We start from the raw sequence: 12,627 nt of genomic DNA, 5'->3' as shown, positions 1-12,627 counted from the left end.
CGTAATTCCTAACAATTTTGCCCGTGAACCATGTACCTTTGCCGCATGAATACAAACCTGCTGCAACATCTGGCCGATCCGGCAATTCCATCCCCCTGTTTTATCCTGGAAGAAGCTAAACTCCGTCGAAATCTGGAACTGATTGATTCCGTTCAGAAAGCGGCTGGCGTAACGATTATCCTGGCCCTGAAAGGGTTTTCGATGTACAGTGCATTTCCATTAGTACGCGAATACCTCAGTGGTGCCACGGCCAGCTCGCTCAACGAAATCAAACTTGTTAATGACTACATGGGCGTAAAAGCACATGCCTACATACCCGCCTATCGGGACGATGAATTTGATGAAGTGGTGGAACGTAGCAGCCATCTGACGTTCAATTCGTGGAACCAGTGGGTGCGGTTTAAGGATCGGGCTGTCGGGCGCGTGTCGTGTGGCATTCGGGTCAATCCACAGTATTCGGAAGTGGCAACGGACATGTACAATCCGTGTGTACCCGGTTCGCGGCTGGGCGCTACTCGCGATCAGTTACCCGATCAACTACCCGACGGACTCGAAGGCATTCATTTTCATACCCTTTGTGAAAACGACTCCTTCACACTCGAACGAACACTCGAAGCTTTCGAAACGCGCTTTGCTGATTTGCTCCATCAGGTAAAATGGGTCAATTTTGGGGGAGGTCATTTGATGACCCGCGAAGGCTACGACACGGCACACCTGATTGGTCTGCTTACAAAATTCCGTCAGAAATATAATGTCGATGTGATTCTGGAACCGGGTTCAGCCATTGCCTGGCAAACGGGCGTTCTGGTGTCGAGCGTTTTGGATGTGCTTGATAGCCAAGGGATTCATGTTGCAGTTCTGGATACGTCTTTTGCGGCTCACATGCCCGACACGCTCGAAATGCCGTACAAGCCCCGAATCATTCATTCGTATCACGAGCCTGTGGCTGGAAAACCAACCTATCGGCTCGGTGGCATGACTTGTCTGGCTGGTGATTTTATGGGCGATTATTCGTTTGATGAGCCGTTAAACGTGGGCGACAAAATCGTGTTCGACGATATGATTCACTACACGATGGTGAAAACTACTACCTTCAACGGAGTGAACCTACCCGCTATTGGCATCTGGAAAGAAACAGAGTCATTCCAACTGGTGCGAACCTATGGCTACGAAAGTTTTAAAGATCGGTTGAGCTAAGTGGGATAAACCTAAAAAAACGGGCCAAATTCATCATGACGAAGCAGCGGCTGAGTTAGTCTGGAAACGTACGATTGACTTTTTCAACGCAAAAATTAACATAACCAGTACTTAAGTATAGTGATTTAAGCAGGGCTGCTGGCTTTGAAAAGCAACAGCCCTGCTTAACCATAGCCCCTTTACTTGACGGGTAGAGCCAGTGTACAGGTCTGCCCACCAAAATTGAGCGCAAAATTGGCTGTACCCGCTGCTGATGGCGTTCCCGTGATGTTATAGACGATACTGCCAGCACCATTGGCCAGATTACCCGATACTAAGGTCGCATTCAGACCTGTTACCCCGCTTGATGCGATGGCACTACCCACGGGATACGATCCGCCATTGCCACCTACATAGGGCACCGTAGCAGTCGCGGTATAAGCTGTACCGCTAACGGCAGAAGTAGAAAACGTGGCTGATGTGCAGGTAAGGCCAGTAATCGCTGGTGATACGGTAGTGGAACCGGGTGCCGTGACGGGTATAGACAGTGTACAGGTTTGTCCGCCAAAATTGAGCGCAAAATTGGCTGTACCCGCTGCTGATGGCGTTCCCGTGATGTTATAGACGATACTGCCAGCACCATTGGCCAGATTACCCGATACTAAGGTCGCATTCAGACCTGTTACCCCGCTTGATGCGATGGCACTACCCACGGGATACGATCCGCCATTGCCACCTACATAGGGCACCGTAGCAGTCGCGGTATAAGCTGTACCGCTAACGGCAGAAGTAGAAAACGTGGCTGATGTGCAGGTAAGGCCAGTAATCGCTGGTGATACGGTAGTGGAACCGGGTGCCGTGACGGGTATAGACAGTGTACAGGTTTGTCCGCCAAAATTGAGCGCAAAATTGGCTGTACCCGCTGCTGATGGCGTTCCCGTGATGTTATAGACGATACTGCCAGCACCATTGGCCAGATTACCCGATACCAGGGTCGCATTCAGGCCTGTCACCCCGCTTGATGCGATGGCACTACCTGCGGGATACGATCCGCCATTACCACCTGTATAGGGTACTACAGCGGTAGCGGTGTAAGAGGTACCACTAACGGCAGAAGCAGAAAACGTGGCTGATGCGCAGGTAAGACCAGTAATCGCTGGTGATGCGGTAGTGGAACCGGGTGCCGTGACGGGTAGGGCCAGTGTACAGGTTTGTCCGCCAAAATTGAGCGCGAAATTGGCCGTGCCCGCTGCTGATGGTGTTCCCGTGATATTATAGACGATACTCCCGTCACCATTGGCTAGATTACCGGATATTAAGGTCGCATTCAGGCCTGTCACCCCGCTTGATGCGATGGCACTGCCCGCGGGATACGACCCTCCATTGCCATTCTTATAGGGCACCACAGCGGTAATGGTGGTAGAGGTACCGCTAACAGCAGTAGCGGAAAACGTGGCTGATGCGCAAGTAAGGCCAGCAATCGCTGGTGATACGGTAGTGGAACCGGGTGTAGTGACGGGTAGAGCCAGTGTACAGGTTTGTCCGCCAAAATTGAGCGCGAAATTGGCCGTGCCCGCTGCTGATGGTGTTCCCGTGATATTATAGACGATACTCCCATCACCATTAGCCAGATTACCGGATACCAAAGTCGCATTCAGGCCTGTCACCCCGCTTGATGGGATGGCACTGCCAGTGGCATAAGAGGCCCCATTGCCATTCTTATAGGGCACTACAGCGGTAATAGTGGTAGAGGTACCGCTAACAGCAGTGGCAGAAAACGTGGCTAATCCGCAGGTAAGACCAGAAATTGATGCCGAAGTAGGCGTTAAGTCAGTTTCTGTTTTTTTGCACGAGATCACCGTCGCGAGCCCTAACAGAAGGGCTATCAAAATTGATAAATACGTGGTTCTCATTTTCATAATCCAGTAATATAATTAGTGATTAGTACGATGAGGTAAACTCCATCTGGGCAATAATGTTAGATACCTTGTTCCCCACTCAGGTACTTTTAGAACATAGGTAAGTAAACCGCGTAGCTAATAACGATTGAATAAATAGCCTGGTAACCCAGCTCCTTTAATGAGTCATTTATAAACGTAGCTAGACTTTTGTGGTATATTTTGGAAGAATAAATACAGAAATCGCCTTATTGCGAAGTGGCTAAGCGTATAAGAGCCTATGCCTATAACTTGATCAAAGCTAGGTATTGACCACCTTTTTGCTGCGAATGCGGCCTTTGTCAGCCCACCAGTTGCCCGCTGACTCCTCGCCACGGAAGATGTGTTATTACATAGACCACCGTACCTGTAAGCGTACCAAGGTGGGCATTGGCAAACGAACGTTTGCTTGTGTACGAAAAAGCAGATCTGCGACGGTCGTTTCTAGTTCCCAACCCACTAATAGATTCTCAAAAAAGTTTCCTTTTCTGATCACGGCTTCTCACCGGGCTGATGCTATGACTGTAACGACGGAGTATGATTTATCTCCATTTTCGGTAAAAATACCGCAAACCACGAATTTGGTCCGTTTTTTTAGATTTATCCTAAGTGGTAAAGTAAAGAATGAAAAGTGAAGAATAGTTTGCGTCAGCCTATTCTTCACTTTTCATTCTTCATTCTTATTATCCAATCACGCCCGTTTCTTCCCAGCGCTTTAGCCAGTCTTTTTTGACGCCGTGAACGGTTGAGAAAAACTCGTAGAAGGGAACCATATCGGCTTCGTAATTGCCTGTCACGTAGAACGGTTTGCTGAAAATGACAACCTTACGAGGCCAGTCGAAACCAACTAGTATTAGAGGAACATTGGCTTTTAGGGCGATGTAATAAAAGCCGGTCTTCAGCTTGGCTACATTGCTGCGGGTGCCCTCAGGAGCGATACAAACGTGGAGTTGATCGCTCTGGTTAAAAACGTCTACGATCGCGTCAACCAGATTGTGCGACTTATCCCGGTAAACCGGTTTTCCGCCCAGCGCACGAAAAAGCCAGCCTGAATACCACGTAAAGAGTGAACTTTTGGCAAGGTATTGAATCCAGACATGAGTGGCCGCCCGGGCACCGAGCCCCACGAAAAAATCCCAGTTGGTGGTGTGTGGAGCTACTACCCAAATATCTTTTGGAAGATGAGGAACGGCACCTTCTAATCGCCATCCGGCAACTTTGAACAACCAACGTGCAATGGCACTGAGCATAGTTAGTCAATAGTCGCTGGTCGTCAGTCAATAGTAATTAATAGCGCACAGTGAAACGGACTAACGACTATTGACTGATGACTAGTGACTAAAATTAATACTTCCGGTCATTACGCTCCAGCCAACGGCCCGTAATAAACGAAGCAGTTAGCAGGACAACGTAGAACAGAATGGTCAAAGGAGTTGATAAATCCATGTCGATGTTCGGTTGAATTCAGATGCAAAAGTAATAGGAAAAGTCGACAGTCGCTAGTCGTCCGTCAATAGTCGTTTACTTCTAAAATCGCGAATGGCTATTGACGGACGACTAGCGACTATCAATTTAAAGAACTCCCTTTGTGCTAGGCAGATTATCGAGTTCTTTGATGTCGCGCCGGACGGCCATTTTGATGGCTTTGGCAAAGGCTTTAAAAATCGCTTCGATTTTATGGTGCTCGTTATCACCTTCGACCTTGATATTCAGGTTACAGAGTGCCGTATCGGAGAACGATTTGAAGAAATGAAAAAACATTTCGGTAGGCATATCGCCGATCTTTTCCCGACGGAACTCCGCATCCCAGACGAGCCACGGACGACCCGAAAAATCAATGCCTACCTGGGCCAGCGCTTCATCCATCGGCAGTAAAAATCCATACCGGCTAATACCCCGTTTGTCGCCTAGAGCGCGCCGGTACGCTTCACCAAGGGCTAGTGCCGTATCTTCAATCGTATGGTGTTCATCAATATGCAAATCACCATTGACATGAATACTCAGGTTCGCGCCCGAGTGCTTAGCCACCTGATCGAGCATGTGATCGAAAAAGCCCAGTCCCGTATGAATGTCGGCTTTGCCGGTGCCGTCGAGGTTCAGGTCGACGCGGATCTGCGTTTCTTTGGTATTCCGTTCAACCGAGGCTGTGCGGGCCGGTAATCGCAGGAATTCGTAAATCTGGTCCCAGTCGTTGGTAGTGAGCACGATGGCTTCCTGCATGGCTGGGGTCAGACCAGCTACATCGGCTGTTTGTACCGTTGCCAGCCCATTTGGAGGAAGAAATAAAATAGCTTTTGCGCCCAGATTTATCGCTAGCTGTACATCCGTGAGTCGATCGCCAATCACATAGCTGTTAGGGAGGTCATAGTTTTCGGAAAAATAGCCAGTCAGCATACCAATGCCCGGTTTACGCGTAGGCGAATTGTCGCGCGGAAAATGGCGATCGATATGAACTGCTTTGAAATGGATATTTTCACCGGCGAAGGTGGTCAGCATTTTGTTATGGGCTGGCCAAAAGGTGTCTTCAGGAAATGAATCGGTGCCGAGTCCATCCTGGTTCGTAACCATAACCAGTTCATAATCTGTTTCTTCGGCTATGTTGCGCATGGCCGAAATTGCTTTCGGAATATAATCGAGTTTAGCTAACGAATCGACCTGCTGATCGGGTTGAGGTTCAATGATAAGAGTACCGTCACGGTCAATGAATAATATTTTTTGCATAACACGCGGGAATAAGCGGACAAAGATACGGGTAGGGTAGAAAGCATTTAAAAAATTATTATGTTTGCATCATATTCTTTACCGTATTTTCATAATTTCCGCATTGATTAGCCTTTTTCTTTGTTACCTACGGCAACTATTAAAGTCTATACAATAAAGTTCATTGCTTAGAGATTGAGTAACTTGTTCTTAAGTAGTATTTAGTACGAATAAAATAGAATTCAATACGTCTTTTTCTTCGTAGCATACCATCCATATACCACCCGTCAGCCCCATACAAAAGGATATTTTAAAGAATTCTTTTACATAGTCATACAATTATAAACATCCAAGTACAGCATGCCAGCAGAATCAAGATTAACCCGTATTGGGGTTTTCTATGACGGTAATTATTTTCTACATGTAAGCAACTACTATAATTATTCGCACGAACGTCGCAGCCGCATTAGTATTTCAGGGCTTCACGCGTTTATCCGGCGTCAGGTAGCAGAGGAAGAAGGGGTGAACGAACGCCTGTGTCAGATTGTAGATGCACACTATTTCCGTGGGCGGCTAAATGCTCATGAGGCTAACCAACGTGGTAATCAGCTTTTTTATGATCGATTGTTCGACGATATCCTTATGTCGGAGGGAGTCGTTACTCATTATTTGCCCGTAAAAACGTATCAGGGATACCGGCAGGAAAAAGGCATTGATGTATGGCTTGCCCTCGAAGCTTTCGAGCTGGCTCAGTATAAAAAATTCGATGTGGTGGTACTGATTACCTCAGATGGTGATTATGTGCCGCTTATTCGTAAACTTAATACGCTTGGCTCCCGAATTATGGTGCTGAGCTGGGATTTCGAGTTCCTGAATGAACAGGGCGAAAAACAAGTGACCCGCACCTCACAGGATTTGCTGGAAGAAGTGTCGTATCCGGTAGCCATGCATGGCATCATCGATGATCGTAGTCGCCGGAATGATGTAGGTATTCAGAATTTGTTTGTCAAACAGACCCCACGGCCAACGTTTTCGGCTGTCAGTGGCAATGGCCATGGGTACACGAATGGCGTAGCGTATGATGGACAGGTATCACTGGATAGCGATTATACGTATGACTCATCTGTTGAGCCTAATTATAATTTGGCCGATGATGACCCGGAAGGGCGTAAGATCAGCACCATTCGCAGTTTAAAAACAGGCTATGGCTTTGTGAATTACCCGCCCAACAACCTGTTTTTTCATTATACAAGTTTAGTCGATACGGATTTCAATGAATTGCAGATCGACGATGAAGTTGAGTTCTCAATTGGTCAGAATGCCGAAGGTAAAGACATTGCTATTGACGTTCGGTTATTGCGTCAGTAAAGCATGAATGTCCTGCGTATAGCTGTTGACGATATTGAATCGGTTCGTTGGCGGGCGTTGGCCTGGGCTGTTACACAGCAGGATGACCAGGCTGGTTTTGTCGCTTTCCTGTCCAATAATGGTATTGCCTATCCGAATGACCCGTTTCCGAATCGACTCTTTGTCGGGGCAGAACGGGTCATTTCATTTTCGGAGGATGTGTTTTATGACTTGGCGGAGGCACATGCTCAGCGGCCCTCGTTTCTGGTCGGTTATTTTGGGTATGACCTGAAAAATCAGCTTGAAGCGCTGGAAAGTCGTAACCCAAATCGGTTGGGATTTCCCGACGTTTATTTTGTTGAACCTTTCTGGATTATTGATTTCGAATCGTCTGAAAATCAGACCGGTCATGTACTAATTCGTGGTAACGGAGATGGTCATGCGTTGTGGAAGCAACTTGTAGATTTTCAGCCACTTTCTGTACTAGGAAGCCTAAAATCACATTCCCAATCTGTTCAATGCCGGGTTTCGTACGAGGAATATCTGGCCAATGTGCGTCGGATTCAGCAGCATATTCTGGCAGGCGATGTCTATGAACTGAACTACTGCATCGAGTTTTTTGCTGAAGCTATTGAGTTGGACCCGCTGACAATTTACCGGGCTCTGTCCCAACGGTCGCCCATGCCGTTTTCCAGTTTTCTGAAAATCGGTGAGCAGTACATTATGGGGGCATCGCCCGAGCGGTTTCTGAAAAAAGAAGGGTCGAAAATTCTATCGCAACCCATAAAAGGAACGATTCGGCGGGGCCAAACACCCGATGAGGATTTGGCACTTCGCGCTCAACTGCTGCAATCTGAAAAAGAGCGGGCTGAAAACCTGATGATCGTTGACCTGGTTCGTAACGATCTGGCCCGCAGCGCCGAAACGGGTTCTGTGCAGGTTGACGAACTGTTCGGCATTTACGGCTTTCAGCAGGTGTATCAGATGATTTCGACGGTTTCGGCAACATTGCGGAACGGCATAAACTGGGCTGAAACAATTCGGAACGCCTTTCCAATGGGGAGCATGACCGGAGCGCCTAAAATTCGGGCGATGGAATTGATCGATGAACTGGAAGTGAGTAGGCGAGGGGTTTATTCGGGAGCCATTGGTTTCATTACTCCTGAGGGTGACTTTGACTTCAGTGTGGTTATCCGCACGCTCCTGTATAATGCACAAAGTCGTTATGCTTCGTTCTCAGTAGGTAGTGCCATTACCTACGATGCCGATCCCATACAGGAATGGGACGAATGCCTGCTAAAAGCGAAGGCGATTCGGGAGGTGATTGAGCGATTTACTACCGTTTAATCAATACTTTCTGCGGCTTTATGCAATCTACCTCTGTTTTTTCTCTTCACTAATCAGAGGATGCAACCTTTTTATTGGCAGAAGACTCTTTCACTTATTTGAGCAAGTTATTGGGTTTATTCCTATAAAAATAGTTAAATCACTAAGGATTTAGTTAAAAATCGTTAAGATTGTAATCAACTTATCAACCGATTTTTATATTTGCTCTCATTATCCCGTTATCTTCTATTCGATCCCCCATGAGAAACCTTTCCCTGCTGGCCTTATTGTGCCTGCTTACGGCTTCGCTTTTTGCGCAAAGCCCACCGGCTGCCACTCGTTTTACGCTTCAGGGCCGCGCTGTCGATACCGCATCGGCTCCGCTGCCTTCATCGACGGTTATGCTGCTCAGTGCCAAAGATTCGTCGATGGTCAATTTTACCCGTACGGGCGACAACGGTGCGTTTACGTTTAAAAATATAAAGGCCGGTACCTATATTCTTAAAATCTCGTTTGTGGGCTTAATTCCGTACAATCAGCTGATTAAGTCGGCGGGGGAGCCGGTCATGGACTTAGGGCCGCTGAAGCTGAAGCCGATCACACGCGAGCTGATGGAAGTGGTGGTCCGAACGGCAAAAGCTCCGCTGACCATCAAGGGCGATACCATCGAATACAATGCCAGTTCGTTTAAGGTCCCCCCCGGATCAACGGTGGAAGATTTACTGCGGAAACTACCCGGCGTTCAGGTCGATCAGGACGGAAACATTCGGGCGCAGGGGCAGGAGGTCAAGAAAGTAACCGTCGATGGGAAGAGCTTTTTCGGGGATGATCCGAAGCTGGCGACCAAGAACCTGCAAGCTGAAGCTATCACCAAAGTGCAGGTCTTTAATGATAAGACCGAACAGGCTAAAATGACGGGTGTTGACGATGGTAAAAAAGAAAAAACCGTCAACCTGCAACTCAAAGAAGAATTTAAAAAAGGCGGTTTCGGTAAAGTAACGGCTGGTGCAGGACCTGCTTCGAATAACGTATCGACCCGGTTTGAGGGCAAAGGGAGCTACAACAAGTTTGACAGTAAACAACAATTTTCTGCCTTACTTCTTGGGAACAATACCAACCAGCAGGGAATTTCATTTAATGATTATCAGGACTTTAGAGGGAGTAACTCGTTCAACTGGAACGACAATGCCGATTTTGGATTCAGCGGCTCGAATCGCTTTCTTTACTTCGGCGATGACAATGAAAGCCTGACTATCCCGATCAGTGGGGGCAATGGACGGGGCTTTACCAAAAACGCAGCAGGCGGCCTTAACTACAACTACGATACCAAGAAAACCAAGCTGAGTACAAGCTATTATTTCAACCAGACCCGGCTAAACCTGGACGCGCTTCGGGAAAATAAAAGCTACCTGCCCGGCTCAACCAATTTGCGGAAAACGGATACCAGCAGCCAGGCTAACCTGACGACGAATCACCGAATCAGTTTCCGGCTGGAAAAGCAGCTTGATTCCATGCAAACGCTGTTGATAATTAGTAACAGCCGGTTTGGGGTCAACAGCAGCAACCTGCAAAGCCAGCAGCGGGTGTTCCAGAGTGTAGCCAATAGCGCAGAAATTCCGACTACGTACAGTCAATCGACCAACAACACCTCGGCTAACCAGTTCGCTATGGCCAATACGCTGCTGTATCGGCTTAAATTCAAGAAGAAAGGGCGCAACTTTGGCGCCAGTGCAACCTTTCAGGTGAATAAAAACGATGGCGATTTACTGCTGAAAGCCCGGAACGAATTTTATCAGGCAACCAGCGTTAACGAGATGCTGCGGATAATCAATCAGGATCAGGCAACCAACTCGACCAGTAATCAGTATAAAGCCAATCTGCTCTACGTAGAACCCTTCGCCAAAAAATTCTTCTGGGAGACATTCTATAACTTCAACCTTCGTTCCGATGAAGTAGACCGCGATGTATCGAATCTGAACGACAGTCGTCGGCAGATTGATTCGCTGAGTTTGTATTACAAGAATAATTACCTGTTCAATCGACTGGGAAGTAGTATTCGGTACTCCTACAAAGGACTGAATATATCGGCCGGTGTAGCGGGGCAGCAATTCCAGCTTGACGGGAAGTTTGCCCGCGACCAGAGCCAGCCGCTCCAGCCCATCAACCGGACGTTTACGACGGTCATTCCGAACTTCTCGCTCAACTACGATCTGAAAAATAACCGGTACCTCAACGCCAGTTATGATGTAGGGGTGCAAATACCCTCTTCGCGCGATTTGCAACCGGTAACCAGCAACAGCAATCCCCTGGCGATCACCCGTGGCAATCCGAATCTACTGCCCCAGTTGGGCCATAATCTGAGCGCCTATTTTAGCTACTTCAATCCTGGCAGCTTCATTAACTTCTGGTCGAATATCTATACGACTTACTTCGTGAACCAGATCATATATAGCCAGACCGTTGATCCGAAAACCCTGATTACGACGACGATGCCCGAAAACCTGACGGGTGGTAGAAATCTGGGATCGTATATCGGATTTGGCTTCCCACTGAAAAAGACGAAGGCAACCCTCAACTTAAATACCCAGTTGAATTTTGGCCATAACCTGACCCGAATTAATGAGGTGCTCAATGAGACGAACAACCAGAATTACTCGTTCGGTGTTCGGCTGGAGTTAACCCCTAAAGACTGGATCACGTTTTACGGCAATGCGAATATGAGCATTACCAATACCAAGTATTCGATCAATACGACGCAGAACCAGACCATTTACAACAATAGCGTTCGGGGTGATCTGAACCTGAAATTGCCTGGTGGTTTTTATCTCAACACGACGCTGAACTACAACGCGTACAAAAACGAGAAGCTGAATTTCAATCAACAGATTCCCTTGTTAAGTTCGTCACTCTATCGTATCGTTGGGAAAGCAAAGAAAGCCGAGGTTCGTCTGTCGGGCTTCGATCTGCTCAACCGGAATGTGGTGGTGTCGCAGTATGCCGGGCAGAACTACACCAGTACCGAACGCATTCAGTCGCTAGCCCGGTATTTTATGCTGAGCTTTACGTACAACATGCGCGGTGTTCAGGCAAAAATGCGTCGTGATTATTATTGATCAGGACTTTCGCAGAAAGCCGTGCCACGGTTGTTTATGGGTTAGAGAACCGTGGCATGGCTTTCTGCGAAAGTCCTGCTGATTTTAAGTGTTTCTAAACATACCTATCAACTATGAAGAAATTAGTGCTATTCCTATGCCTCCTGGTCAGCTCGATGGCTATGGCTCAGAAAACAGAAGGTGTAGTGACCTACGTTCGGAAAGACTACTGGAGCAAAATGATCAATCGGCTGACGTTCCTGAATCAGGAACAAAAGGACCGTCAGACGCAGCTACGGAAGAACTGGGAAGAGAACAACAAAGGCACAAAAATGAAGATGGCCTTTAATGCCAACGAAAGTCTGTATACCTATTTCAGTACGGAGCCCGAAGAGGGTGGGTATTCCTGGCGGCAGTACGAATTGCAGTTGTATCGAAATTTCGAAAAAGATCAGAAAACCGACATCATCGAAATGCTGGGTAAAACCTACGTTGTTGAAGACTCGGTGCATGCGCCTGTCTGGAAAATAGGCAATCAGATCAAAGAAGTCTCGGGTTTCATTTGTATGAAAGCCGAGACTGAAGACCCCATAAAGAATCAGAAAATTACAGCCTGGTTTGCGCAGGATATTCCGGTTTCGGCTGGTCCCGAGCGGATGTGTGGATTGCCCGGCCTGATTCTGGAAATGGATATCGATGATGGAACGGTGCTTATCGAAGCGACAAACGTTACGTTCCGGCCCCTCACGCCAACGGATCTGAAGCTGCCCAAGGTAAAAGGGAAAAAAATTAACGACGCGGCTTACGATAAAGTGATACGCCAATACATTTCGGAGCAAATGGTTGTGCATAATAACCCGTATTGGGAAATACGGTATTGAGCAGCTGTGGAATTCACCTCACCCCCTGCCCCCTCTCCTACAACCTAATCTTGTAGGGGTTTTAATTGGGATTAAGTCCATAGCCTATTTTGATGTAATAAAAACGCTCCAATGCCTGGCATAACACCTTCACTCCAGGCATTGGTTGCTTTGGGCAGCCAGCAAACC

General features: G+C 47.6%; 8 protein-coding genes. 5 read left to right on the top strand and 3 right to left on the bottom strand.

Annotated elements, in window-relative coordinates:
- The first annotated feature begins 45 nt into the window (after window positions 1-45).
- Window positions 46-1,197 (top strand): carboxynorspermidine decarboxylase, encoded by a 1,152-nt coding sequence (gene nspC, locus ACYVFD_RS34390; RefSeq protein ID WP_461095155.1) that lies wholly within the window; start codon window positions 46-48, stop codon window positions 1,195-1,197.
- A gap of 179 nt (window positions 1,198-1,376) precedes the next feature.
- Here the strand turns inward: nspC and ACYVFD_RS34385 are convergent, their stop codons facing one another.
- From ACYVFD_RS34385 to hisB, 3 genes are all read right to left on the bottom strand, one after another.
- Complete coding sequence (locus ACYVFD_RS34385; RefSeq protein WP_461095154.1) at window positions 1,377-3,065, bottom strand: beta strand repeat-containing protein; 1,689 nt, start codon at window positions 3,063-3,065, stop codon at window positions 1,377-1,379.
- 731 nt (window positions 3,066-3,796) lie between these two features.
- Window positions 3,797-4,363, bottom strand: a complete 567-nt coding sequence (locus ACYVFD_RS34380) for a 1-acyl-sn-glycerol-3-phosphate acyltransferase (protein ID WP_461095153.1) — start codon at window positions 4,361-4,363, stop codon at window positions 3,797-3,799.
- A gap of 322 nt (window positions 4,364-4,685) precedes the next feature.
- Window positions 4,686-5,834, bottom strand: coding sequence for a bifunctional histidinol-phosphatase/imidazoleglycerol-phosphate dehydratase HisB (gene hisB, locus ACYVFD_RS34375; protein WP_461095152.1), 1,149 nt, complete (start codon window positions 5,832-5,834; stop codon window positions 4,686-4,688).
- 339 nt (window positions 5,835-6,173) lie between these two features.
- Here hisB and ACYVFD_RS34370 point away from each other — a divergent pair, with 339 nt between their 5' ends.
- The 4 genes from ACYVFD_RS34370 to ACYVFD_RS34355 all read left to right on the top strand — a co-directional run bounded on the left by ACYVFD_RS34370 (window position 6,174) and on the right by ACYVFD_RS34355 (window position 12,459).
- On the top strand, window positions 6,174-7,181 hold the full coding sequence (locus tag ACYVFD_RS34370; protein ID WP_461095151.1) for an NYN domain-containing protein: 1,008 nt from the start codon (window positions 6,174-6,176) through the stop codon (window positions 7,179-7,181).
- Window positions 7,182-7,184: 3 nt separating this feature from the next.
- Window positions 7,185-8,507: an aminodeoxychorismate synthase component I gene (pabB, locus tag ACYVFD_RS34365; protein ID WP_461095150.1), complete on the top strand. Its 1,323-nt coding sequence runs from the start codon at window positions 7,185-7,187 to the stop codon at window positions 8,505-8,507.
- A gap of 239 nt (window positions 8,508-8,746) precedes the next feature.
- Window positions 8,747-11,599: an outer membrane beta-barrel protein gene (locus ACYVFD_RS34360; RefSeq protein ID WP_461095149.1), complete on the top strand. Its 2,853-nt coding sequence runs from the start codon at window positions 8,747-8,749 to the stop codon at window positions 11,597-11,599.
- 113 nt (window positions 11,600-11,712) lie between these two features.
- Window positions 11,713-12,459 carry a GLPGLI family protein gene (locus ACYVFD_RS34355; protein WP_461095148.1) on the top strand — a complete coding sequence of 249 codons (747 nt, stop codon included), beginning with the start codon at window positions 11,713-11,715 and terminating at the stop codon, window positions 12,457-12,459.
- Window positions 12,460-12,627: the final 168 nt, after the last annotated feature.

Source organism: Spirosoma gilvum, assembly GCF_054776815.1.
Note: the sequence above shows the minus strand (reverse complement) of the source record. Positions and strands in the feature narration are given on the sequence as shown.

What these genes read in the sequence shown, in the direction of transcription:
- pabB (WP_461095150.1), top strand. Translation starts at nt 7,185, where the DNA reads ATGAATGTCCTGCGTATAGCTGTTGACGATATTGAATCGGTTCGTTGG.
- nspC (WP_461095155.1), top strand. Translation starts at nt 46, where the DNA reads ATGAATACAAACCTGCTGCAACATCTGGCCGATCCGGCAATTCCATCC.
- ACYVFD_RS34360 (WP_461095149.1), top strand. Translation starts at nt 8,747, where the DNA reads ATGAGAAACCTTTCCCTGCTGGCCTTATTGTGCCTGCTTACGGCTTCG.
- ACYVFD_RS34380 (WP_461095153.1), bottom strand. Translation starts at nt 4,363, where the DNA reads ATGCTCAGTGCCATTGCACGTTGGTTGTTCAAAGTTGCCGGATGGCGA.
- ACYVFD_RS34370 (WP_461095151.1), top strand. Translation starts at nt 6,174, where the DNA reads ATGCCAGCAGAATCAAGATTAACCCGTATTGGGGTTTTCTATGACGGT.
- ACYVFD_RS34355 (WP_461095148.1), top strand. Translation starts at nt 11,713, where the DNA reads ATGAAGAAATTAGTGCTATTCCTATGCCTCCTGGTCAGCTCGATGGCT.
- hisB (WP_461095152.1), bottom strand. Translation starts at nt 5,834, where the DNA reads ATGCAAAAAATATTATTCATTGACCGTGACGGTACTCTTATCATTGAA.